Genomic DNA, 23997 nt, shown 5'->3' with positions numbered 1-23997 from the left:
CCCGGCCGTCACGGCCGGGGCGGGGCCGGGCTCTCGCCGGGCAGCGCCGCCGCCCGGACCCGCCCGATCAACGCCACCACGGCGAGCGCCAGCACGGCCACCACCACGAACGCGGTACGCAGGTCCAGCGCGCCGGCGAGCAGGCCGATCACCGGCGCCGCGAGCAGCGCGCCCGGCCACTGGCCCATCGCCACCACGGAGACGCCCTCGCCGGACGTGAGGCCCGGCTGCTCACCGGCGAAGCCGAGCACCGTCGGGGTCACGCACGCCAGGCCGAACCCGAGCAGTCCGAACCCGGCCATCACCGCCGCCGGATGGGGGTACGCCACCGGCAGCGCCACGCCGGCTGTCGCGACCAGCGCGGACAGCCGGACGAAGCGGATCCGCCCGACCCGGCCGGCCAGCCGGTCGCCGAACAGCCGGGCGACGGTCGCGGCCAGCGAGAGACAGGTGTACGTGGCCGCGGCGAGCACCGCCGTGGCGCCGGCCACCTCGGTCGCGTACAGCGCGCTCCACTGGGCGCCGGCCATCTCGATGAACGAGGCGAGGAAGGCGATCACCGCGAGCAGCAGCAGTTGCGGGGTGAACCGGTCACGCAGCCGGCGCCGCGCCTCGCCGTCCTTGGTCTCCTGGCGGGGCGTGTCGGGCAGCCAGCGGTGCGTGCCGATCAGCAGCGCGCCCAGCAGGACACTGGTGACGGCCATCTGCGCCGACGGCGACATCCCGATCGCCGCGGCCCCGGTGCCGCAGAGGCCGCCGACCAGCATGCCGATGCTGAAGCCCGCGTGGAACGTGGACAGGATGGGCCGCCCGTACCGCTTCTGCACCTCGACCGACTGGGCGTTCATCGGCGTGGCCAGCAGGTTCGCCGCGAAGCCCCAGACCGCGAGGCCGCCGACCAGCGCCACCACAGTGGTGGACGCGGCCAGCAGCGGCGCGTTGAGCAGGATCAGCGCGGCCCCGGCCAGCGCCAGCCGGCGGGTGTTGATCCGGCTGATCAGCACCGCCACCACGACCAGGGAGACCAGCTCCCCCGCGTTCGTGGCGATGTTCGCCAGGCCCCAGCCGGTGTTGCCGACCCCTACCGCGTCCCGCACCTCCGGCACGCGGGCCGACCACCCGCCGATGGCCAGGCCCATGATGACGAAGAGCAGCGCCACCGACCAGCGGGCCCGTACGGCCGAGCGGGGCACCGGCGGCGCGGGCTGCTCCGTCGTGTGCTGGTTCGTCGAGGTGTCCGTCATGGTCGTCGTACCTCTCTGGGATCGGTCCGTCGGAACTCCTACCCGATCGCGTGGTCGAGGAAGCACGCACCGTCAGGAAGGCGTACCCGTTCCGGTGTGGTGCCGGGGTCGGTGACGAGCGCCGAGACCACCGCGACGTAGTCGTCGATCAGCCCGCGTACCAGGTCGTCGCCGAAGACACCCCGGTTGCGGATCACCACGCCGCCGGCCCGGTCGTCGTCCACCACGACGATCGGTGAACCCCGCTTGACCCAGACGGGCAGACATTCGGGCGGCACGTCCGCGGCGACCACGGGCGGCGGCGTGCCGGGCGCGGCCCGGGCGGTGATGTCGACCGGCTCCACCCGCAGGTCCGGGCAGTGCAGCACCGGCGACGCCGACGCGGCGGACTGGAACCAGGCGTCGAACAGGTGGTTGTCCGGCCAGGGGCGGATCGCCGCGAAGCCGGGACGGACCGCCCGGGCCAGCCGGTGGTACGCGGTGGCGTGCGCGACGGCCCCGGCCAGCGAGGCGTGCGCGGCGCCGACCACAGCGCTCATCGGCGCGTCCGGCGCGACGTCGACCGGCAGGTAGACGTTGTTGGTGAACTGCCCGACGAGCTGCCGGGACAGCGGGCTCTCCCGGCCCAGCGTGGTGGTGCCCAGCACCACCCGGGACCGGCCGGCCCGCCGCGACAGCAGCACCAGGTACGCGGCGAGCAGCAGCACGTACGGGCTGGTGCGGGCCCGCCGTGCGGCCGGGCGCAGCCGCGCGGTGATCTCGGGCGGGAACGCGAAGCGGGTGGCCACCTCGGCGCTGAGCGCGACGTCCGGCGCCGGCGGCGCCGCCGGGAACAGCTGGTACGGCTCCACCGGCCGCAGCCGGTCCCGCCAGTACGCGGCCCGGGCGGCGGCGTCGACACCGTTGCCGGACTGCTCCGCCTCCTGGAGCGCGGCGAGCGCGGCCGGGTCCACGCCCAGCGGCGGCTGCGGGTCGGCCGCGCCGAGCCGGGCCGTGTACGCGTGGCACAGGTCCTCCACCACGACGCGGCACGACCAGCCGTCGGAGACCATGTGGAAGAAGCAGAGCGCGAGCACGTGCTCGGTCGCGGAGAGCCGGACCAGCGCGGCCCGCCACAGCGGCGCCCGGCCGGGGTCGAACGCGTCGTTGCGGTGCGCGTACGCGATCTGCTCGACGCGGGCCTGCTGCTCGGCCGGCGGCAGTCCGGACAGGTCGACGTACTCCAGCGGCGACTCCACGTGCGGCAGGATCCGCACCTCGGGCTGCACGCCGATGCGGTCGAACCGCATCCGCAGCGCGTCGTGCCGGTCCACCACATCCTGCATCGCCTGCCGCAGCACGTCGACCCGCAGCGTGCCGCGCAACCGGCGGAACTCCACCACCACGAGCCGTGAGGCGCCGGGACGGGCCGGGTCGAGCGCGGTCATGAACTCCCACATCATCTGCTGGCCGGGGGCCAGCGGGTACGTCGTCGGCACTGCCACTCCCCCCGTCAGGCCGCCAGCACCGGCGCGACCGGCCGGTGGTCCGTCTCGTCCGGCTGGTAGTCCGCCTCGTCCGGCGCGCGGAAGCCGGTGAAGAGCAGGTCGGGACGGCCGAGCCGCAGCGAGGTGACGAACGCGGCCCCGTCGAAGAGCGTCTCGATCGCCGCGCAGGCCGCCGACTCGGCCACCGCGCGTGGTCCCCGGTCGCCGCCGAGCCGGCCGGGCGTCTTCGCGGCGATCACGGCGGCCGCGACGGCCGGCACCGCGAGCAGGCTGCGTCCCCCGCTGCGCCGGGCGGTCAGCAGCCCGGCCAGCGCGGTCACGGCGAGCGTGCTGGCGGTGTTGAGCACGAACCGGCGCCGGTGCGGGTGGGCCAGGCAGAGCCACTGCTCGGAGCGCCCGTACGTGGTGAACCGGTAGGCGACCGCGCGGAAGGTGTCGGCGACGCCGGTGTCGTGGGTGACCACGCCGTCCGGGTCGGTGAGCAGCACGTAGCCGGCGTCGGTGAGGAGCAGCCCGAGGTGCAGGTCCTCCCCGCCCAGCGGCATCGGGGAGTCCTCCGGGAACCCGCCGACCGCCTCGAAGACGGCGCGCTTGACGGCCATGTTCGCGCCGGCGCCCCAGGACACGCGCTCGTAGTGCAGCGGCCGGGTCAGGTCGCCGAGCAGCAGGTAGGAGCGGCGCATCACGCGGAAGAACGCGCTGTCGCCGGGCTCGACGATCACCGGGCCGGTGACGCCGGCGACCTCCTCGCCGGAGGCGCGCAGCCGGACCGCGTACCGGGTGATCAGGTCGGCCGGCACCCGGCAGTCGGAGTCGGTGAACAGCACCAGGTCGTGGCGGGCGTGCCGGACGCCCAGGTTCCGTTTGGCCCCGACGTGCCGGGGCCCGCGCACGTAGCGGGCGCCGTACTCGGCGCAGGCCGCCCGGTGGGCGGCGGCCGCGGCGGGCGCCGAGTCGTCGACGACCACCACCTCCACCGGCTCGGGGCAGTTCGGGGCGGCGTCGCGCAGACTGCGGAGCTGGCGGCGCATCTCCGCCACCCGGTCCTTGACCGGGATGACCACGGAGACGCCGCGCGTGACGGCGCGGGGTTCGGTCGGTTCGCCCACGGGCGATGCGGATCGGCTCATGCCCCGAGGTTCGACCACCGGGGTACAGCGCCGATACACAGCGCCGGCCGTTGCGGCCATCGCACATGTACCGCTGATGTATCGATGGCCATCAAGGTCGAAGGCATGACGACCTCCATCCCCATCGACCGGCGGCTCGCCGTGGACGGCGGCCGGCCGGTCCGCCCGCCGGACCGCCCATGGCCACGCTGGCCGACCCCCGCGCCGGATGCCGCCGCCAACCTGTCCGCGGTGCTGACCGGCGGCCGGTGGGCGATCAGCAGCCCGTCCGTCGGCGACACCGTCCTGTTCGAGCGACGTTTCGCCGCCGATTTCGCCCGCTACGTCGGCACCCGCCACTGCGTGCCGGTCGACCACGGGTCCAGTGCCCTGGTGGTGGCCCTGGAGTCACTCGGCCTCGGCTACGGCGAGACGGTGCTCGTACCGGCGCTGACCTGGACCGCCTCCGCGACCGCCGCGCTGCGCGCCGGCCTGGTCCCAGTGCTCGTCGACGTCGACCGGGACACCGGCTGCGTCGGGCCGGACGACCTCGACCTGTCCGTGGACCCGCGGGCCGTGGTCGCCGTGCACTGGGCCTCCAACATGGCCGACGTGCCGGCGCTCGACGCGGTCACCCGGCCGCGCGGCATCTCCGTCGTGGAGGACTGCGCGCAGGCCCACGGCGCCACCTGGCAGGGCCGCCAGGCCGGCTCGCTCGGCCGGCTCGGCTGCTTCAGCTTCCAGCACGGCAAGGTCCTCACCTGCGGTGAGGGCGGGGCCGTGGTCACCGACGACGACACGCTCGCGCCGGTGCTCGAGGAGCTGCGGGCCGATTCGCGCCGCTACCGGGGCGACCGGACGCCGGCCGGCGAACTGGACCTGGAGGAGAGCGCCGGTGTGCAGGGCGCCAACTTCTGCCTGAGCGAGTTCTCCGCCGCCGTGGCCTGCGCGCAACTGGCCGTCCTGGACGGCCAGCACGACGTGCGCAACCACAACTACCGGCTGCTCGGCGACCTGCTGGACGGTGTCGACGGCGTACGGCTGCTGCAACCGGCGCCCGGGCAGACCCGCATCTCGATCTACGAGGGCACGATCGTCTTCGACGAGCTGCCGGCCGGCCTGGACAACGCCGCCGTGGCCGCCGCGCTCACCGCCGAGCTGGGCCGGCGGTTCTACTGCACCGACGAGCCGCTGCACCGCAGCCGGCTGCTGCAGCCGTGGACGAAGCCGCTGCTCGCGCCGCTGGCCGAACGCTTCGCGGCGATCCACCGGGAGCGCACGTACCCCAACACCGAGTGGCTCGCCGCACACACCGTCCAGACACACCACAGCACCTTCCTCGGCACCGAACAGGACATGGAGGACATCGCCGCCGCCGTCACCAAGGTGCTCACCCGCTGAACCGCGCCGTCCCGGCGCACCCAGAGAAGGAGTCTTCCCGTGACCGTCACCCAACGCGAGACCTCGCACGCCCCGTCCCCCGAAACGGACGCACCCGTCGGCGTGTGGCTCAACGGCGCCCGCGGTTCGGTCGCCACCACGGCGATCACCGGTCTGCTGGCGCTGCGCGCCGGCATGGCCGACTCGACCGGCTGCGTCACCGACACCGGCATGCTGCGCGACGCGCCGCTGGTGAGCTGGACCGACCTGGTGGTCGGCGGGCACGACATCGTCGACACGCCGCTGGAGAAGAAGGCCGAGTCGCTCGTCGACTCCGGTGTCATCCCGGCGCCGGTGCTGGCCGCCGTGCGGGGCAGCCTGCCCGAGGTCGAGCAGAACCTGCGCACCGGCTACGACGCGCGTACCGAGACCGGACCGCTGGCCGAGGTGGTCGACCGGCTGGCCGGCGACATCGAGGAGTTCCGCGCCCGCCACGGGCTGTCCCGGGTCGTCGTCATCAACGTGTCCTCCACCGAGCCGCCGGCCGACCACCGGCCCGAGCACGACGACCTGGACGCGCTGACCCGCGCCCTGGCCGACCCGGACGACAAGGCGCTGCCGGCCAGCTCGGTGGTCGCGTACGCGGCGTTCCGGGCCGGCTGCGGCTTCGTCGACTTCACCCCGTCCACCGGCGCCCGGCTTCCCGCGCTGGAGATGCTGGCGCAGCGGGAGCGGGTGCCGTTCGCCGGCTCCGACGGCAAGACCGGGGAGACGCTGCTGCGTACCGCCCTGGCGCCGATGTTCACCAGCCGCGCCCTGCACGTGCTCTCCTGGGCCGGGGTAAACCTGCTCGGCGGCGGTGACGGCGCGACGCTGGAGGACCCGCGCAACGCCCGCAGCAAGCTCAGCTCGAAGTCGGGCGTGCTGCCCGCGCTGCTCGGTGAGGACGTCACCGCCCCGCTGCACATCGACAACGTGCCGGACCTCGGCGACCACAAGACCGCCTGGGACCACGTCTCGTTCGAGGGCTTCCTCGGCGTCCGGATGTCCATGCAGCTCACCTGGAGCGGGGTGGACTCCACGCTGGCCGCCCCGCTGGTGCTCGACCTGGCCCGGCTGACCGCCGCGGCGCACCGCGCCGGGCACGTCGGCCCGATCGAGGAGCTGGGGTTCTTCTTCAAGGACCCGATCGGCACCGACGAGCACGCGCTGGCCGAGCAGGCGCAGGCGCTCGCCAGCTGGGCCAACGGGCTGGACGGCCGCGGCGACAGCTGACCTTCGTACCGGCCGCCGGCGCGGCGACTCCCGCGCCGGCGGCCCCGCCCCACGTATCCGCATCGAGGAGCCTCCCATGTCCCCACACGTCCCGAACGCGCCGGACCGGCCGAGCACGGATCCGGTGTGGACGCCGATCCTGACCGGTCTGCACGCGACCGCGCTGGACTGTCTCCAGACGAGCTTCGCTCTGCTCGCCGACTACGCGAACGGGTCCGGCAGCCATCTCGCCCTCGGCGCCCGGTACGGGTTCCGCACCCGGGATCAGGACGCTCTGATCTCCGTCGAGGCGACCTCGGACGACCGGGCCGCCGAAGCGGTCGACCTGCTGGGCCTGCGCGTCGAGGGCCGGTGGATGCAGCTCGACGGCCCGCAGGTCCGCCGGCTGTGCGCGCCCGGCCAGCCGCTCTACGTCACCGCCGACGCGTACGACCTGCCGTGGTGTCCCTACCACGGGCACGAGCACATGCGGCACAGCTTCCTCGTCACCGAGGCCGGACCGGATCAGGTAACAGTGGTCGACGCGTACCACAACGACACCGCCTGGGGCCCCGCGCGGCCCGGCGTGTGGCGGCTGCCCACCGCCGCGTTCGACGCGGCGCTGGCCGGGGGCGCGCACACGCTGGCGGTGACGGCACACCCGGCGCCGGAGATCGACGTGCCCGCCATGCTCGCCGGCAACGCCGCCCGGGCTCGCCGGGCCCGCCCGGAGATCGCCCGCTACCTGGACCGCACCGGCGCCGCCCTGGACACCGTGGCCGGGCTGCACCGCTTCGTGCTCGACGTCTGGCTGCTGGCGCGCGCACGCGACCTGCACGAGCGCTGGCTGGCCGAGGTCCGGCCCGAGGCCGTCGCCGCGCTGGCCGGGCAGGCAGCCCGCTGGCAGCAGCTCGCCACGCGCAGCTACGTGGCGCTGCGGCGGGCCCAGGCGGGCCGGCCGGCCGCGCCGGAGCTGGTGGACGCGCTCGGCGCGCTGATCTCCGACCATCTCGCCGCGCTGGAGTCGATCGCCGAACCGGCCGCCACGCCCGGCTACGACGCCGTGCCGCCCGCGCCGGAGGCGGCAGGTGGGGAGGGCGTACGCGCCGCGGTGCTCGGCGCGCTCGGCGAAACCCTGGACCTGGACGGCTCGACGCTGCGCACCACCGACGTGCTCCGGGAGCTTCCCGGCTTCGACTCGTTCCGGCTGGTGGACGTCATCGACCGGGTCGAGCGGCGGCTCGGCGTCGAGGTTCCGGCCACCGCGCTCTCCGCGGCCGACCTGCGCGACGTCGGCTCCCTGTGCGCCATGTTCGGCGCCGCCACCGGAGGTGCCCGATGAGTGCCGAACTGCTGCACGACCTGCTGGACCGCACCGCCGGCGCGCGCCCCGACGCGCCCGCCGCCGGGGACGGGACCGTCGAGCGCACGTACCGTCAGGTGCGGGCCGACAGTCTGCGCCTGGCCGGCTGGCTGCGCGGGCAGGGCGTCCGGCGCGGCGACCGGGTGCTGGTGGCGCTGCCCGCCGACGCGACGCTGCCGGCGCTGCTGTACGCGGTCGCCCGTACCGGCGCGGTCTTCGTCGTTCTCCGGACGCCGGCCCCCGAGGTCGCCCTCGCCCACGTGCTGGACGACGCCGAACCGGTCCTGGTCCTCACCGACGACCCGGTCCTGACCGGCCTGTCCCGCGCCCGCGGCGTCCCGGTGCGAGGCGCGGCCGAGGCGCGGCACGCCGCGTCCGCCACGGCGATCGGCGACGCGCCCACCGGCCCGGCCCCGCTCGCCGTCGACCCGGTCTGCCTGATCTACACCTCCGGCAGCACCGGCATGCCGAAGGCCGTGGTCTCCACGCACGCCCAGGTCACGTTCGCCGTCCGGGCGATCCAGTCGGAGCTGCGCTACCGGCCCGACGACGTGGTGCACGTCCTGCTGCCGCCGTCGTTCGACTACGGCCTCTACCAGATCTTCCTCAGCACCGTCGCCGGCGCCCGGCTGCGCCTGGGCGACAGCGCGGAGACCGGTGGCCGCCTGCTGGTGAACCTGGTCGAGTCCGGCGCCACGGTGCTGCCCTGCGTGCCGTCGCTGGCGATCAACCTGCTGCGGCTGCTCGGCCGGGCGGGCGCGCCGCGCCCGCCGCTGCGCCTGCTCACCAACACCGGCGCCGCCATGCCCCCGGAGGTGCTGGCCGGCCTGCGCCGGCTGCTGCCCGGCCTGAGCGTCCAGCTCATGTTCGGCCTCACCGAGTGCAAACGCGCGGCGATCATGCCGCCGGACGCCGACCTGCGCCGGCCCGGCGCCTGCGGGCGGGCGCTGCCCGGCACCGAGATCTTCACAGTGGACGCCGAGGGGCGGCGTCAACCACCGGGCGTTCCCGGCGAGCTGGTGGTACGCGGCCCGCACGTGATGGCCGGCTACTGGCGGCGGCCCGAGCTGACCGCCCAGCGGTTCCGCCGCGTACACGGGCTCTTCCCGCAGCTGCACACCGGCGACCACGGCCACGTGGACGACGACGGGTACGTCCACTTCGCCGGCCGGCGCGACGACGTCTACAAGGAGAAGGGCACCCGGGTCAGCGCCACCGAGGTGGAGGCCGCGGCGTACCGGGTCGACGGCGTGGCCGCGGCCGGGGTGCTGCCGCCGGCCGACGGCCACGACGGCGCGACGCTGTTCGTGGTGGCCGCGCTCACCCCCGCCGACGTGCTGCGCCGGCTACGGGAGCAGCTGGAGGAGATGAAGGTGCCGGCGCGCTGCGTCGTGCTGCCCGACCTGCCGCTCACCGGCAACGGCAAGGTGGACCGGCGGGCGCTGGCCCGGCTGGCGGGTGAGCACAATGGCTGACCTGCCCTTCGACACCCCGGCCTACCGCTACGACCTGGCCCGGGTACGCGCCAGCCACGCCGCCCTGGTCGCAGCGCTGCCCGCGCCGAGCCGGCTGTTCTACTCGCTCAAGGCCAACCCGCACCCGGCACTGGTCGCGGCGCTGCACACCGCCGGCTGCGACGCGGAGATCTGCTCGCCGGGCGAGCTGGCCGCGGCGCTGCGGGCCGGCGTGCCGGGTGACCGCATGCTCTACACCGGACCGGGCAAGCGCGACGCCGAGGTGACCGAGGCGGTGCGTGCCGGGGTCCGCTGGTTCTCCGTCGACTCTCCCGAGGGCCTGGACCAGGCCGACCGGATCGCCGCCGCGCACGGCGTCGAACTGCGCTGCCTGCTGCGGGTCAACGACCGGGTGCCCAACCCGGGTCAGGGGCTCACCATGACCGGCGTCGCGTCCCAGTTCGGCGCCGACGCCGACTGGATCGAGCGGGAACCGCACCGGTTCCGCTCCCGCCCGTCGGCCCCGGTACGCGGGTTCCACCTCTACACCGGCAGCAACGTCGACTCGGTGGACGCGCTGGTGTCCCAGTTCACCGCCGCGGCGCGTACCGCCCGGCGGTTGCGGGACCTGCTCGGCATCGACCTGACCCTGCTCGACCTCGGCGGCGGCTTCGGCGCGCCGTTCGCCCGGCCCGGCCACAACGCGGACCTGACCGGCCTCGCCGACCGGGTCGGCCCGGCCCTGGACGGGCTCTTCCCCGGCTGGCGCGACGGCGCGCCCGCGGTGGCCTTCGAGTCGGGACGGTTCCTCACCGCCACCGCCGGCACGCTGCTGACCCGGGTGCTGGACGTCAAGCGGTCGCAGGGCACGCCGGTGGTGGTGCTGGAGTCCGGCATCAACCACCTCGGCGGGATGTCCGGCCTGCGCCGGCTGCCGCCGCTCGTGCCCGCCCTGCACGCCGCTGACGACCGCGACGGCGCGCCACTGGAGGCCGCGATCGTCGCCGGGCCGCTGTGCACGCCGCTGGACACCTGGGCCCGAGCCGCGAGCCTGCCCGACGTACGGCCCGGCGACGTGCTCGCCGTGCCGAACGTCGGGGCGTACGGGCTCTCGGCGAGCCTGCTGGCCTTCCTCGGCCACCCGGCGCCGGTCGAGGTCGTCTGCGACGGCGACCGCGTCGTCGAGACGTCCCGGCTGACCCTGACACGGCACCCGGTCGACGCGCCGGGAGCCACTGACGAACCACGAGAAGAAAGGTGACGTCATGAACACCGAATTCACCGAGCTGCTCCGGCCGTTCCTCAAGTTCGCCGGCAAGGAGGAGATCACCGAGGACGCCCGGCTGCGCGACCTGGGCCTGGACTCCATGCGCGAGATCGAGCTGCTGTTCGCCATCGAGGAGACGTTCGGGGTCGCCGTGCCCGACGACAAGCTGGTCGACTCCACGTTCGCCACCGCTGGCGGGCTGTGGGGCGTGGTCGAGGAGCTGCGCACACCGGTCGGTGGTGGTTCCCGATGACGGCCGTCGCCGGGTACGCCCCGGCCGTCGAGACCGTCGCCGAGATCGCGGCGGAGCACGCCCGGGAGGCCGACGAGACCGCAGCCTTCCCCACCGAGGCGCTGGCCGCCATGCGCCGTACCGGGCTGCTGGGGCTGCTGGTCCCGGTCGCCGAGGGCGGCGCCGGCGGGACCCTGCCGGATCTGGTCGACGTCACGCTGGCACTGGGCCGGGTGGACATGTCGGTGGCGATGGTCTTCGCCATGCACTGCCAGCAGGTCGCCGCGATCACCGCGTACGGCGGGGAGAAGCTGCGCGCCGAGGTGCTGCCGTCGGTGGCCCGGGGCGAGCGGTATCTCGGCTCGGTCACCACCGAGGCCGGCAAGGGCGGTCACCTGCTGACCGCCGAGTCGGCGCTGGAGCACGACGGCGAGATGCTGCGCGTCGACCGGCAGGCCCCGATCGTCACCGGCGGCCCGTACGCGGACGCCTTCCTGATCACCACCCGCGCCCCGGGCGCCGGCTCGGCGGCCCAGGTGGACCTGGTCTACGCCGACCGGGACCAGGTGGAGGTCGAGGTCACCGGCGGGTGGCGCCCGCTGGGCATGCGGGCCACGCACAGCGTCCCGATGCGGCTGCGCGGCGCGGTGCCGCAGTGGCAGGTGATCGGCGAACACGGCGGGTTCCGGGAGATCGCCACCACTGTCTTCGCGCCGCTGGCGCACGTCGGCTGGGCGGCGGCCTGGATCGGGGCGGCGGCCGGCGCGTACGCCCGGGTGCTGCGGCACGCCCGCAGCGAGGCGGGACGGCGGCAGTTCGCCCCCTCCTCCGAGCTGGTGCTGCTGCGGCTGGCCGGGATCCGGGCCCGGCTGGACGCGGCGCACGCGCTGCTGCGGCACACCGTCTCGGTGGTCACCGACGCGCCGGACATGTCGGCGGCGCCGGTGCAACTGCTGCTCAACACGCTGAAGATCCGCGCGGCCGAGGAGTCCTTCGCCGCCGCGCACGAACTGGTCGAGCTGGCGGGGCTGCGCCACGGCTACCTGACCGACTCGCCGCTGGCGCTGGAGCGCACGTTCCGGGATCTGCGCTCGGCCTCGCTGAACTACGCGAACGACCGGCTGCGCCTGGCGAACGGGGCGCTGTCACTGCGTGACCCGGGGGTGCGTCTTGCCTGAGCCGACACCGACACCGACGCCGACCGGGGACCACGCCGCCCCGGTGGGCGCCGCGCTGTCCGGCGTGGACCCCACCGACCCGGGTGCGGTGTGGCGCGCGCTGGGCGCCGCCGGGACCATCGAGGCGCTCTACGCCGACGGCGTCCAGCCCGACCCCCGACGGCTGTCGGCCCTGCTCACCGAGCTGGACGCCCGGTGCCCGCTCGGCGTGACGCTGTCGGTCTGCGTCCAGGTCGCCACGGTGCTGCCGCTGCTGGCCGGCGCGACCGGCCCGGCCGAGCGCGCGCGACGCGGGATGCTGCGCGGCGAGACGGTGGTGGCGCTGGCCGTCACCGACGCCGCCGGGTCCGGATCGGACCTGCTCGACGCCACGACCCGGGTGAAGCTGGGCGACGACGGCGCCGTCCTGGACGGTGGCAAGGACTGGATCACCAACGCGACGAGCTGCGACGCGGCGCTGGTGCTGGCCCGACACCGCGAGGCGCGGCACTTCACCAGCTTCTGCTGGGTGCTGGCGCCGGCCGACGCGCCCGGCGTGACAGTCGGATCCGCCGGCCGGGCGTTCGCCGGGTCCGGCGTGGGCCACCTGCGCTTCGCCGGCGTGGCGCTGGCCCCGGACGCCGTGCTGGGCCGCCCCGGCCGGGCGCTGGCCGGGTTCGCTCGGCAGGTCGGCGTCGAACGGGTCGCCGGGGCGCTGTGGGCCCGGGCCATGTGCCACCGGATGCTGGCGGGCCTGCGCGACTGGCTGCGGCGCCGGCCGGCCGGGGCGGGCACGCTGTGGGACCGCCCGGCCGTCCGCGAGCGGTACGCCCGGTGCCTGGTCGCCACGCACCAGCTCGACGCGCTGTGCGCGCCGCTGCTGGACGCGCCGGCGGCCGTCCCGTCCGCGGTCACCGGGATGCTGCTCAAGGTCAGCGCCGCCGAGACCGTGGACCGGGTCGCCGCCGAGGCGGTGCGCCTGCGCGGCGCGGACGCGTTCCGCGACGGCGGGGAGGCGCAGCTGCGCACCGAGGCGGCCATGTTCGGCATCGCCGGTGGAGCAACCGGAGCGATGCTCGCCGGCATCGCCGACCACGCCGACGAGCTGGCCGGCGCGGTGACCTGAGGGCGTCCCGCGCCCGGTGGCGGCGGGACGCCGATCGACGACAGCACAGCGAAGGGAGCAACGCCGTGAGTCTCTACCAGTGGTTCGAGCGAACCGCGGCACGGGTGCCGGAGGCGGTCGCGCTGGAGGTCGGCGGGGAGCCGGTGACCTACCGCCGGCTGCGCGACCTCGCCGACGGCCTCGCCGGCCGGATCCACACCGAGGTGGGCCGACGCCCGCGCGCGGTCGGCCTGCTGGCCGCCCGCAGCCTGCCCGCGTACGCCGGTTATCTGGCCGCGCTGCGCGCCGGAGCGGTGGTGGTGCCGCTCAACCCGGCCTTCCCACCGGCCCGCACCGCCCGGCTGTGCCGGGACGCGGGGGTGGACGCGCTGGTGGTCGACGACGCCGGCGCCGCGACGGCGGCGCAGGTCGCGGGCGACGCCGTGACGGTACGCCTCGACGGCGCGCCGGGCGTCCCGCCGCCGGCCGCCCCGGTGGCGCCGGACGAGGTGGCGTACCTGCTGTTCACCTCCGGCTCGACCGGGCGGCCCAAGGGCGTGCCGATCCGGCACCGCAACGTCGACGCGTTCCTCACGTGCTGCCGGGACCGCTACCCGGTCGGCCCGGGCGACCGGCTGTCGCAGACCTTCGACCTGACCTTCGACCCGTCCGTCTTCGACATGTTCGTCGCCTGGGGCGGCGGCGCCACGCTCGTGGTGCCGCAGCCCGACGAGGTGCTGACGCCGGTGCGGTTCGTCAACGAACGACGGATCACGCACTGGTTCTCGGTGCCCTCGGTGGTCTCGCTGGCCCGCCGGATGCGGATGCTCTCCCCCGGCGCCATGCCGGGCCTGCGGCACAGCCTCTTCGCCGGCGAGGCGCTGACGCTGGAGCAGGCGCGGGCGTGGGCGGCGGCGGCGCCGGGCAGCGTGGTGGAGAACCTCTACGGTCCCACCGAGCTGACCGTGACCTGCACCGGTCACCGGCTGCCGGCGGATCCGGCGGACTGGCCGGCCACCTCGAACGGCACCGTGCCGATCGGCGACGCGCACCCCGGGCTCGACGCGATCCTGCGCGGCGAGGACGGCACCGTCGGCGGTGACGACGGCGAGCTGTGCGTGCACGGGCCGCAGCGGTTCGACGGCTACCTCGACCCGGCCGACGACGAGGACCGGTTCGTCACGTACGCCGGTCGCCGGTACTACCGCACCGGGGACCGGGTCCGCCGCGAGCACGGCACGCTCGTGCACCACGGCCGCCTGGACGACCAGGTGAAGCTGCGCGGCTACCGGATCGAACTCGGCGAGATCGAAATGGTTCTGCGCGGCCACCCGGGGGTGCAGGACGCGGTGGTGCTGGCGTTCGGCGCGGGCGCCGACGTCGCCCTGCGCGCCGTCTACACCGGCGCCGCCGGGATCACCGCCGAGTTGACCCGCCGGTGCGCGGACCGGCTGCCCGGCTACATGGTGCCGGCCCGGATCCACCACGTGGCCGCGCTTCCCACGAACGCCAACGGCAAGACCGACCGGCGCCGGACCGCCGACCTGGTCGGCAGCGCGACGAGAGGAGAACGACGATGACCGGGACAGGAGACGGACACGAGCAGGAAGGGGCGTTCCGTTCGGTGGCCGGGCGGTTCGCCACCGGAGTGGCGGTGGCGACGGCCGTCGGACCCGACGGCCCGGTGGGCATGACGGTCAACTCCTTCACCACCGTGTCGCTGTCGCCCCGGATGCTGCTGGTCTGCCTGCGGCGGGACTGCCGGCTGCTCGGCGCGGTCCGGCGTACCGGGCGTTTCGCGGTGACGGTGCTCGCCGACGACCAGCGCGCGGAGGCGGCCTGGTTCGCCAGCCGGGGACGGCCCAGCGGCGCCGACGGCTTCACCGGTGTCACCTACGACGCGGAGCGGGCGACCGGCTGCCCGCGCCTGACCGACGGGGTGGCGTACTTCGGCTGCGAGGCCGTCTCCGCCGACCCGGCCGGTGACCACGCCGTGCTGATCGGCGCGGTCCGCTCCGCCGGCCTGCTCCGGCCGACCCCACCGCTGCTGTTCGTGGACGGCCACTACGCGCGGGTCGCCGCACCGGCGGAAGCGCAGGTGGCGCGATGAGCATCGGCGCCGCTCCCGGCGACCTGCGCCACCTGAGCCTGCGCGCCGCGCGGGCCGGGGCGGACGCGATCCGCGAGGCACGGAGCCAGGGTTTCCGGACCATGCACAAGGGCGGGGCGGCACAGGACCCGGTGACCACCGCCGACCACGCCAGCGAACGGGCCATCCTCGACCTGCTCGCCCGCGACCGGCCGCAGGACGCCGTCCTGGCCGAGGAGTCCGGGCTCAGCGCCGGCTGCTCCGGCCTGCGCTGGATCGTCGACCCGCTCGACGGCACGCTGAACTTCAGCCACGGGGCGAGCCGCTACGCGGTGAGCATCGCGGTGGCGATCGGCTGTGACGACGGCGACGGCCAGGTGGTCGCCGCCACCATCCTGCAACCGGCAACCGGCGCCTGCCTGGTGCTCGACGGCGACGGCGCGCTCGACGGCGACGTCCCGGTCACCGTCGACCGGGAGGCCGCGCCGGGGCACGCCCTGGTGGCGTTCGCGGTGCCGAACGCGCCCGGCCCGCGGCGGCGGGCGTACCAGTCGCTCGTCGGCGTCGCGCCCCTCGTCGCGGACCTGCGCAACTCCGGCTCCACGGTCTGCGACCTGGCGGCGGTGGCCCGGGGGGAACTGGACGCGTTCGTCAGCTTCGACCCCGCGCCGTGGGACGTCGCGGCCGGCACCGCGCTGGTCGAGGCCGCCGGTGGGGTGACCCGGCGGTGGCGCCACGACGGGATGGTGGTCCTGGCCACCGGCGCGCCGGCCGTCGTGGCCGCGCTGGCCGGCTGGCTGAGCCCCGACCGTACGGACGACGCCGACGAGAAGAAGGGAACCGACGATGACCGGCAGCGATGAGTTCCGGCTGGCACTTGTGGGGGCGGGCCGGATGGGCCGCCACCACCTGCGGGCCCTGGCCGCCCACCGGACGGTCCGGATCCGGCACGTGGTCGACCCGGTTCCGGCGGCACGGGCGGAGGTCGCCGCGGCCGGGCTGCCCGCGTACCCGAGCGTGGCGGACCTGCTCGCGGACGCCACGCCGGACGGTCTCCTGGTGACCGCGCCCACCGGCCGGCACGGCGAGCTGGTCGCGGCCGCCGCCGAGGCCGGGCTGCCGGTGCTGTGCGAGAAGCCGGCCGGGCTCGACCCGGCCGGGGCCGCGCAGGCGGGGCGGGTGGCCGCCGCCGCCGGGATCCCGTTCCAGGTCGCCTACTGGCGGCGGTTCGTCCCGCAGCTGCGCCGGCTGCGCGAGCGGATCGCCGGCGGCGCGCTCGGCGAGGTCCTGTTCGTGGCCGCGTCGCAGTGGGACGGCGAGCCGCCGGCGGCGGCGTTCCGCACCGGCAGCGGCGGGATCTTCGTGGACATGGGCGTGCACGAGTTCGACCAGATCCGGTGGCTGACCGGGCAGGAGATCGACCGGGTCGCCGCGCAGCCCGCCGGTCCGGTCACCGACCCGGCGGTACGCGGCCGGGACGTGGACAGCGCGCAGGCGCTGCTCGGCCTGTCCGGCGGCGGTACCGCGCTGGTCTCGCTCGGCCGGCACCACCGGGGCGGCGACATGGCGACGGTGGAGGTGTTCGGCACCCGGGACCACGAGCGGCTGGCCTTCCTCGACCCGGCCGACGGGGACGCCACCATGTACGCGGCCCTGGCCTGCCAGGCGGAGGACTTCGCCGAGCTGGTCCGCGCGGGCCGGTCGGCGGGCGCCGGGGTGGCGGACGCGGTGGCGGTGCTCGACGCGGCGCACCGGGCGACGGCGCAACTCACCCGGGGTCACGAGATACACACCGATCGGTGACAACTTGCACCATCTGGGATCGAGGTATTCCCCAGCCGAAGGTGGGAATTCCAGCCGTGCACCACACTGTGGACGGTCCTGCGGAGCGGGGGAATACATCGATGCGGTTCAGTGTCCTCGGCCCGCTGGCCCTTCACGTGGACGATCACCCGATCACGCTCACCGGCACCAAGCCCCGCCTTCTGCTCGCCGTGCTGCTGCTGAGCCCGGGGCGCACGGTCGCCACCTCCCGGCTGGTCGACGGCCTGTGGCCGGACGCGCCGCCCGCGTCGGCGGTACGCAACCTGCGGACGTACGTACACCGGCTGCGGCAGGCGCTGGACCGCGGCGGCGACTCGGCCGACCGGCTGGTCCACGACGGCGCCGGCTACCACCTGCGGGTCGACGAGGACGAGCTGGACCTGCTGCGGTTCCGGCGTCTCACCGACGACGCCCGCCGGGCCGCGCGGGGGGACCGGCCGGAGGTCGCCGCCGAGCTGTTCGACCAGGCGGTCGAGCTGTGGGGCGGGCCCCCGCTGGAGGACCTGGCGGATCCGGGCACCGACCTGGGCGCGACCGTCACGGCGCTGCGGGAGCAGCACCGGGAGATCACGACCGAGCTGTTCGACCTGCGCCTGCGACTGCGGCAACCGGCCCGGGTCATCCCGTCGCTGCGCCGGATGGTGGCCGAGGAGCCGCTCGACGAACGCCGGCAGGCGCAGCTGGTGACCGCGCTGACGCTGGAGGGGCGTGTGGCCGAGGCGCTGGCCGTGTACCAGCAGGCCCGGCGCGGCATCGTCGACGAGCTCGGCGTCGACCCCGGTCCCACCCTCCAGGGCGCCCTCCAGGCCGCGCTGGACGGGGACTCCGCCGAGGTCCGACCACCGTCCGGCTGGCCGGCGGCCCTCGGCGCCGGGCCCGCGGCGCCGCCCGGCCCGCCGCCGAGCCCGCAGGCCCTGCCGATGAAGCCGCCGTCCCTGGTCGGCCGGGACACCACGGCCAGCCAGCTCCGCACCATCGCCGAGGGGATCGCCGACCCGGCCGGCGCCGACGAGCACGCCGGGGTCGTGCTCGTGTCCGGCGCGCCGGGCGTCGGCAAGTCGTCGTTCTCGGTGTCCAGCGGGTACGACCTGGCCGACCTCTTTCCCGACGGTCAGCTCTTCGTCAGCTTCGACAGCAGCGACGAGACACCCCGCGGCAGCGGCGAACTGATCAGGGAGCTGCTCGTCGAGCTGGGTGTACCGCTGGCCGACGTGTCCGAGGACATCCGGGAGCGTTCCGCCGCGCTGCGGTGCGCGCTCGCCGGCCGACGGCTGCTGCTCATCATCGACGACGTCCACTGCGCGCAGCAGGTGCGCCCGCTGCTGCCCGGCGCGGGCCGCAGCCTGGTGCTGATCAACAGCCGGCAGCGCCTGCTGGACCTGGACGTCGGCTGGCGGTTGACGCTCGGCGCGCTCGACCGCGCCGACGCGGTGGAACTGCTGGCCACGATCGCCGGTGAGCGCCGGGTACGTGAGCAACCGGAGGTGTTCGGCCGGATCGCCGCGGCCTGCGACCTGTTGCCACTGGCGCTGCGGATCGTCGGCAGCCGGCTCGTCACCCAGCCCGACGTCGCCCTGCCCGGCTTCGCCGCGCACCTGGAGGACGAGGAGAACCGGCTGTCCGAGCTGGCCGTCGGGGACATCTCGGTGCGCGACAGCCTCTCGGTCAGCTACCAGGCGCTGGACGTCGACGCCCGCCGGGCGCTGCGCGCGCTGGCCCGCGCCGGCTCGTTCATCACCCCGGCCAGCGCGGTGGAGATCCTGCGCCTGCCCCGGCAGCAGGCCAACCGGATGGTGGAGCACCTGGTCCAGCACAATCTGCTGCTGCCCGTCGACTCGGACGATCCGGGCCAGCACTTCCACCTGCCGGAGCTGCTGCGGCTCTTCGCCCGCGAGTGTGTGGACGCGCACGGCCGCCCGTTGCCGGCCACCTGACCCGCCGGCAGCCGGATCGGGGTGTGCGGGTCAGCCGACGCGCACACCCCGATCCGGGTCTCCTCACTTGAGGAAGCGGTCCAGCGCGGCCTCGATGGTGCCGCTGTCCGGCGTCGCGTACGACTTCATCGTCACCTTGTTGTAGGAGATGAAGCTCGGGCAGCGGGCGGCCGGAGCGTTCACCGTGCCGCCGTCACCGACCTTCTCGGCGGTCTTGGCGGCGTGGAACGTCAGCGTGTACCGCGAGGAGATGTAGTCGACGGTGACGACCTTGTCCTCGCTGTTCTTGTACTGGCACTTCTTCGGCGTGCCCTCGCTGCCCTCGACCATCTTGAGGCAGCCGATGACGGACACGGTGGCGAAGTCCGCCGACTTGGCGTAGTACGGCTTGGCCGAGCTGATCGTCTTCTGCGACCAGAACGTCGGCCGGTCCGGGGAGTTGGAGAAGACGTACGCCTTCGAGCCCGCCGGCGCGGTGTACGGGGCGGCGTTGAGGATCGGCCCCCCGTCGCAGACCGCCGACATCTCGCTGGCGTACCGCGCGGTGATCGCGTCGTTGTTGGTGGGACCGTCCGGCCCGGGCGACTCCGGCCCGTCAGCGCTGGGGGTCGCGGACGGACTGCCGTCCGGCCCGGGGGTGGCGCTGCCGGAGGCGACCGGCTTCGGGTCCTCCTCGTCGCCGTTGAAGGCGACGTAGGCGAGCCCGCCGCCGCAGCAGAGCAGCGTCAGCGTCACCGCACCGGCGGCGAGGCCGACGATCAGCCCCTTGCTCTTGCCGCCGCCGCCCTGGGGCGTGCCGGGCGCGTAGGGCGCGGCCGGCGGCGGGAAGCCGGCCTGCCCCGGGTACGACACCGCGGGCTGCGGCGCCCCGTACGGCGCGCCGGAGGCCGGCTGCGATCCGTAGGGCGCGCCGGAAGCGGGCTGGGCGCCGTACGGTGCGCCGGAGGCCGGCTGGGCGCCGTAGGGCGCGCCCGACGCCGGCTGCGAACCGTAGGGGGCACCTGACGCCGGCGGCGAGCCGTAGGGCGCGCCGGAGGCCGGCTGCGCGCCGTACGGGGCGTTCGGGTCGGGCTGGTTGCCCCACGCTCCGGCGTTCGGGTCCGGATAGCCTCCGTAGGGAGGGTGATTGTCACTCATCTGAGGTTCTTCCACCTGTCGTCCGTGGTTCCGGCGATCAACCACTTCGCAGCGTAATGACGGCCGCAAATCCGGGATCGCCGACGTTCGATCGGTCGCTCACCAGCCGTGCCGGGGTGGCTCCGGTGCGTGCCTCCGCGAATCCGGCCCCGGTCCACCCACCAGGAGTGACAGTGCCGGGGAGCGTTGCGCCGCAACGAATCGACCCGTCTACGGGCTCCCGGCACCCGACTCCGGGGACGCCGAAAAGTGTGACGCACACAACACCTGAGGCCGCGTCGGCAACCCTCCACCAGGCAGTGCCGGACCACATCCCGGGACACGCTTTAGTGAGCCCTGTCTATATTGACGTGCGCCACAGGCGTGGACAGAATCCCAGCACCACCACCAGGACCCCTCCGGGAGGGCCCCATGAACCGTCCCCGCCTGCCGCTGATGCGGACCGCCACCAGACTCGCCGCGGTCGCCGCCGCCACCGCCGGCGTGCTGCTCGCGGCCACCGCGCCCGCCGTCGCCGCCGCGCCCACCGGGCGGTACGTGGCGCTCGGCGACTCCTACACCTCCGCCCCGCTCGTGCCCACCCAGGTCGACCTGAACTGCCTGCGCTCCAACCGCAACTACCCGTCCCTGGTCGCGGCGTCCGCCGGTTCGTCGTCGTTCACCGACGTGAGCTGCTCCGGGGCCACCACCGAGGACATCCTGTACGGCGGCGACGGCGCGCTGGGCATCGCGCTGCCACCGCAGGTCAACGCGGTCACCGCCAGCACGGCGCTGGTCACGGTCCAGATCGGCGGCAACGACATCGGCTTCTCCGGCATCATCGGCGACTGCGCCGAGGCGAGCGTGAGCAGCCCGCTCGGGTCGCCCTGCAAGGACCGGTTCACCGCGGGCGGCACCGACCAGTTGCGGGCCCGGATCGCCGCCGCCGCGCCGAAGGTGACGGCCGTGCTGCGGGCGGTCCGCCAGGCCGCGCCGAACGCGCGCGTGGTGGTGCTCGGCTATCCGGCGATCCTGCCCGACAGCGGGTACGGCTGCTGGCCGGTGGTGCCGATCGCCTACCAGGACGTGCCGTACCTGCGCGGCGTCCAGAAGGCGCTCAACACGATGCTCGCCGACACCGCGGCGGCGGGCGGGGCCAGCTACGCCGACGTCTACACCCCGTCGATCGGCCGGGACGCGTGCAAGAGCAGCGGCACCCGCTGGGTGGAGGGGCTGGTGCCGCAGAACTCGGCCGCGCCGTTCCACCCGAACGCCCGCGGTGAGCAGGGCATGGCCACCGCCCTGCTGGCGCACCTGAGCTGACCCGGACGCCGTGAGCCGGCCCCGCCGAGGCGGAACCGGCTCACGGCCCGCGGGTTCACAGCCGGGTGATACGGACCGCGTCGGCGACCACGTACCCGGTCCCGGCGCTCCAGCGGCTCACCCCGACCTTGTCCCCGGCGCCGGCGGCGAGCGTGAACACGCCGAGCGAGACCCAGCGTCCGCCGCCGGTGCGCTGGTCGACCGCCACCGACCGGTTGCCGGTCGTGGTGGCGACCAGGTACGGGGTGCGGTCGTTGTAGCCGGGGTCGGCCGGGTACCACACCGACACCTCGTAGGCGCCGGTCGCCGGCAGGCTCGCCCGGAACCAGGCCACGTCGCTGGCCGCCACCGGCGTGGCGAAGCGGTAGTCGGCGCCGTGGCGCTGCCCGGAGTACGCGGAGGCGCCCCAGGCCGCGCCCGCGCTGAACCCGCCCGACGTGGCGTTGTCGACCGTGACGCTCCACGACGCGGGCGGGGTGCCGGCCCGTACGTCCAGGTAGTTGCGGTCGATCTTCATGGTCACGCCGCCCCACGTCTCGGTGACGTCCCCGGCGTACTGGTGCAGGCGCTGCTGGTCGGCGTAGCGGTCGTCGGCGCAGTACGTGCCCCCGTCGGTGTCCGCGACGCCGTTCCACCAGGCGATCCAGATCTGGTCCAGGCGCAGGTACCGGGTGTCGTCGTAGGCGTTGCAGACGTCGGTGATGCCGGAGGATCCGCTGGAGTACATGCCGGCGAGGTAGCCGCGCGTGTGCAGCCGCTCGACCCAGCCGGAGAGGAAGGAGAGCACGGCGGCCCGGCAGCTCGCGTTCGACGGGTACTGCTCGATGTCGTTGTAGAGCGTGCTGCCCGCGCCGATGCCGAGCGCCGTCGCGGCGGCGGCCGCGCTGTCCGCCGCGGTCCGGCCCTGCCCGCGGGCGGTGGCCGGGTCGGCGGACATCTTCGGCGTACGGGTGCCGCACGGCGCCTGGTAGCCCAGCTCGATCGGGATCAGCCGCCAGCCCTTGCGGGTCTGGTCGGCGACCCAGGTCGCGGTCAGGTTGGGCTGGGCGCACGTGCGGCTGGCGCCGCTGATGTAGACGCCGACCGCGCGGTACGGCGAGGCGGTCAGCCAGGCGTCCATCGCGGCCTGCGACGGCGCGGTGCACGTGTCGAAGCCCTTGCCGGTGAACGTGCCGGGCTGCGGGCCGACCGCGGCGACAGTGGCGGCGGCCTCGGCCGGGGCGGCCGCGGTGGCCGGGGCCGCGGCCGCGGCCACAGCGAGAAGTGTCAGGGCCGTGACGAACGCTCTCATCGGCGCCCCTCCTGTGAAGGATTCCTCGCTCGACGGCGAGACTTGGGCAGGATTTCTACCACGCATCGACGAACGACGACAGATGGCGGTGGCGAAAGTTTTCACAATGGAAACGATCATTGAAGGGTATCGACAGAGCGCCCGACGCCGGGATAGCGTTCCCACACTCACGAGCGTCGATCGATACTGCGCCGTCACCCGAGGAGCGCCATGCCCACGTCACGATCCCCCCGTCTGCGACGCCGAGGTCTGCTCGGCGTACCCGCCCTGGCGGCCGCCGCCCTCGTGGTGGCCGTCCGTCCCGGTACGGCGCACGCCGCGCCGAAGGCCGAGTGCCTCGCCGACCTGCTCCGGGAGCAGTGATGGCCACCATTCCCTGGCTCGTTGACGTGCTGCGGGCCGCCGGCGTGCAGGTGGTGGTCGAGGGCGACTGGCTCAACCGGATGCGCTCCGGCTCGTTCGACCCGATCGGCGTGCTCTGGCACCACACCGCCGCCACGTCCAGCGCCACCAACCCGCACCCGGCGCTGAACATCTGCATCAACGGCCGCTCCGACCTGCCCGGCCCGCTCTGCCAGGCGCTCGTGGACTACCACGGCGTGTTCCACGTGATCTCGGCCGGCCGGTGCAACCACGCCGGCACCAGCGGCGGCAGCGGCCCGATCCCGGCCGGCGACGGCAACACCCTGATGATCGGCTGGGAGATCGACTACAACGGCGTCGACCAGCGGATGACCACCGCCCAGTACAACGCGAGCATCGCGGCCACCGCCGCCGTGCTCAAGCGGCTCGGCCGGGACTCCAGCTACGCCCGGGGGCACCGGGAGACCAGCACCACCGGCAAGATCGACCCGTCCTTCATCGACCTGAACACGATGCGCGCCGACGTGGCCGCCAAGATGGCCGGCGGCGGCACCGGCTGGACGTCGACGGTGGACAACGCCACCGCGGGCCGGTTCACCGCCAGCGCCAACTGGGGCACCTCGACCTACTCCGGGCAGCGCTACGGCGCCGACTACCGGTACGCGGACCCGGTCGCCGCGAGCGACGCCGCCTGGTACAAGTTCAACGTCCCCCGTACCGGCAACTACCGGGTCGACGCGTGGTGGCCGGCGAACGCGGGCTACAACGCGGCCACGCCGTACATCGTCGCCACCACCACCGGCAACCGGACGGTCACCGTCGACCAGCGGGCGACCGGCGGGCAGTGGCGCTCACTCGGCACGTTCACGCTGCCGGCCGGGGACGCCAACCGGGTGGCGGTCAGCCGGTGGAGCTCCGCCGCCGGCCTGGTCATCGCCGACGCGGTCCGGCTGACCGAGGTCTGAATCCGCGGACGCGGCCGGGTGGACATCCCACCCGGCCGCA

General features: G+C 74.8%; 21 protein-coding genes. 16 read left to right on the top strand and 5 right to left on the bottom strand.

Translation table 11 applies throughout. The features are described 5' to 3' along the window. Positions 1-8 precede the first annotated feature (8 nt). Genes KBX43_RS01820 through KBX43_RS01810 form a run of 3 tightly spaced genes read right to left on the bottom strand, consistent with a single transcriptional unit; the run spans position 9 to position 3861 of the window. Positions 9-1244 (bottom strand): MFS transporter, encoded by a 1236-nt coding sequence (locus KBX43_RS01820; protein WP_043323370.1) that lies wholly within the window; start codon positions 1242-1244, stop codon positions 9-11. A gap of 38 nt (positions 1245-1282) precedes the next feature. Then, the gene (locus tag KBX43_RS01815; protein ID WP_209962289.1) at positions 1283-2722 is read right to left on the bottom strand and encodes a condensation domain-containing protein; all 1440 of its coding nucleotides are present in this window, start codon (positions 2720-2722) and stop codon (positions 1283-1285) included. Positions 2723-2736: 14 nt separating this feature from the next. Then, on the bottom strand, positions 2737-3861 hold the full coding sequence (locus KBX43_RS01810) for a glycosyltransferase (protein ID WP_245254770.1): 1125 nt from the start codon (positions 3859-3861) through the stop codon (positions 2737-2739). A gap of 105 nt (positions 3862-3966) precedes the next feature. Here KBX43_RS01810 and KBX43_RS01805 point away from each other — a divergent pair, with 105 nt between their 5' ends. The 13 genes from KBX43_RS01805 (at position 3967) to KBX43_RS01745 (ending at position 18899) form a co-directional block, all read left to right on the top strand. After that, positions 3967-5241 carry a DegT/DnrJ/EryC1/StrS family aminotransferase gene (locus KBX43_RS01805; RefSeq protein WP_247677027.1) on the top strand — a complete coding sequence of 425 codons (1275 nt, stop codon included), beginning with the start codon at positions 3967-3969 and terminating at the stop codon, positions 5239-5241. Positions 5242-5280: 39 nt separating this feature from the next. After that, entirely contained in the window at positions 5281-6495 is a 1215-nt protein-coding gene (locus tag KBX43_RS01800; protein WP_051610915.1) for an inositol-3-phosphate synthase, read from the top strand. Between the two features lie 76 nt (positions 6496-6571). Next, a complete protein-coding gene (locus KBX43_RS01795) occupies positions 6572-7816 on the top strand; it encodes an acyl carrier protein (RefSeq protein ID WP_210882591.1) in 1245 nt (414 codons plus the stop codon). Further along, a complete protein-coding gene (locus tag KBX43_RS01790; protein WP_210882589.1) occupies positions 7813-9312 on the top strand; it encodes a class I adenylate-forming enzyme family protein in 1500 nt (499 codons plus the stop codon). Before KBX43_RS01795 ends, KBX43_RS01790 begins: the two co-directional genes overlap by 4 nt. Further along, positions 9305-10552, top strand: a complete 1248-nt coding sequence (locus KBX43_RS01785) for a type III PLP-dependent enzyme (protein WP_210871663.1) — start codon at positions 9305-9307, stop codon at positions 10550-10552. Before KBX43_RS01790 ends, KBX43_RS01785 begins: the two co-directional genes overlap by 8 nt. Positions 10553-10556: 4 nt before the next feature. Next, positions 10557-10811 (top strand): phosphopantetheine-binding protein, encoded by a 255-nt coding sequence (locus tag KBX43_RS01780; RefSeq protein WP_064445644.1) that lies wholly within the window; start codon positions 10557-10559, stop codon positions 10809-10811. Beyond that, on the top strand, positions 10808-11968 hold the full coding sequence (locus tag KBX43_RS01775) for an acyl-CoA dehydrogenase family protein (RefSeq protein ID WP_210871665.1): 1161 nt from the start codon (positions 10808-10810) through the stop codon (positions 11966-11968). The genes KBX43_RS01780 and KBX43_RS01775 overlap by 4 nt, the downstream gene beginning before the upstream one ends. After that, positions 11961-13073, top strand: coding sequence for an acyl-CoA dehydrogenase family protein (locus KBX43_RS01770; protein ID WP_247677026.1), 1113 nt, complete (start codon positions 11961-11963; stop codon positions 13071-13073). The genes KBX43_RS01775 and KBX43_RS01770 overlap by 8 nt, the downstream gene beginning before the upstream one ends. A gap of 65 nt (positions 13074-13138) precedes the next feature. After that, positions 13139-14632 carry an amino acid adenylation domain-containing protein gene (locus tag KBX43_RS01765; RefSeq protein ID WP_210882587.1) on the top strand — a complete coding sequence of 498 codons (1494 nt, stop codon included), beginning with the start codon at positions 13139-13141 and terminating at the stop codon, positions 14630-14632. Next, entirely contained in the window at positions 14629-15162 is a 534-nt protein-coding gene (locus KBX43_RS01760; RefSeq protein ID WP_043323361.1) for a flavin reductase family protein, read from the top strand. Before KBX43_RS01765 ends, KBX43_RS01760 begins: the two co-directional genes overlap by 4 nt. Further along, on the top strand, positions 15159-16004 hold the full coding sequence (locus tag KBX43_RS01755) for an inositol monophosphatase family protein (RefSeq protein WP_210882579.1): 846 nt from the start codon (positions 15159-15161) through the stop codon (positions 16002-16004). Before KBX43_RS01760 ends, KBX43_RS01755 begins: the two co-directional genes overlap by 4 nt. Further along, positions 15988-16944, top strand: coding sequence for a Gfo/Idh/MocA family protein (locus KBX43_RS01750; RefSeq protein ID WP_210882576.1), 957 nt, complete (start codon positions 15988-15990; stop codon positions 16942-16944). The genes KBX43_RS01755 and KBX43_RS01750 overlap by 17 nt, the downstream gene beginning before the upstream one ends. A 101-nt stretch (positions 16945-17045) precedes the next feature. Beyond that, entirely contained in the window at positions 17046-18899 is a 1854-nt protein-coding gene (locus KBX43_RS01745) for an AfsR/SARP family transcriptional regulator (RefSeq protein WP_069088456.1), read from the top strand. A gap of 63 nt (positions 18900-18962) precedes the next feature. Here the strand turns inward: KBX43_RS01745 and KBX43_RS01740 are convergent, their stop codons facing one another. Further along, positions 18963-20036: a hypothetical protein gene (locus KBX43_RS01740; RefSeq protein ID WP_043323358.1), complete on the bottom strand. Its 1074-nt coding sequence runs from the start codon at positions 20034-20036 to the stop codon at positions 18963-18965. 411 nt (positions 20037-20447) lie between these two features. Here KBX43_RS01740 and KBX43_RS01735 point away from each other — a divergent pair, with 411 nt between their 5' ends. Then, positions 20448-21338 (top strand): SGNH/GDSL hydrolase family protein, encoded by an 891-nt coding sequence (locus tag KBX43_RS01735; protein ID WP_043323357.1) that lies wholly within the window; start codon positions 20448-20450, stop codon positions 21336-21338. Between the two features lie 55 nt (positions 21339-21393). Here KBX43_RS01735 and KBX43_RS01730 read toward each other — a convergent pair whose 3' ends face one another. Beyond that, positions 21394-22629, bottom strand: a complete 1236-nt coding sequence (locus tag KBX43_RS01730; RefSeq protein ID WP_210882574.1) for a glycoside hydrolase domain-containing protein — start codon at positions 22627-22629, stop codon at positions 21394-21396. Between the two features lie 210 nt (positions 22630-22839). Here KBX43_RS01730 and KBX43_RS01725 point away from each other — a divergent pair, with 210 nt between their 5' ends. Both KBX43_RS01725 and KBX43_RS01720 read left to right on the top strand, forming a co-directional pair. Continuing rightward, positions 22840-22992, top strand: a complete 153-nt coding sequence (locus tag KBX43_RS01725) for a hypothetical protein (RefSeq protein ID WP_166456009.1) — start codon at positions 22840-22842, stop codon at positions 22990-22992. After that, positions 22992-23957, top strand: coding sequence for an N-acetylmuramoyl-L-alanine amidase (locus tag KBX43_RS01720; RefSeq protein ID WP_030499177.1), 966 nt, complete (start codon positions 22992-22994; stop codon positions 23955-23957). Before KBX43_RS01725 ends, KBX43_RS01720 begins: the two co-directional genes overlap by 1 nt. Positions 23958-23997 lie beyond the last annotated feature (40 nt).

It is taken from the genome of Micromonospora sp. C41 (assembly GCF_018070485.1).
GTDB lineage: Bacteria > Actinomycetota > Actinomycetes > Mycobacteriales > Micromonosporaceae > Micromonospora > Micromonospora chalcea.
Note: the sequence above shows the minus strand (reverse complement) of the source record. Positions and strands in the feature narration are given on the sequence as shown.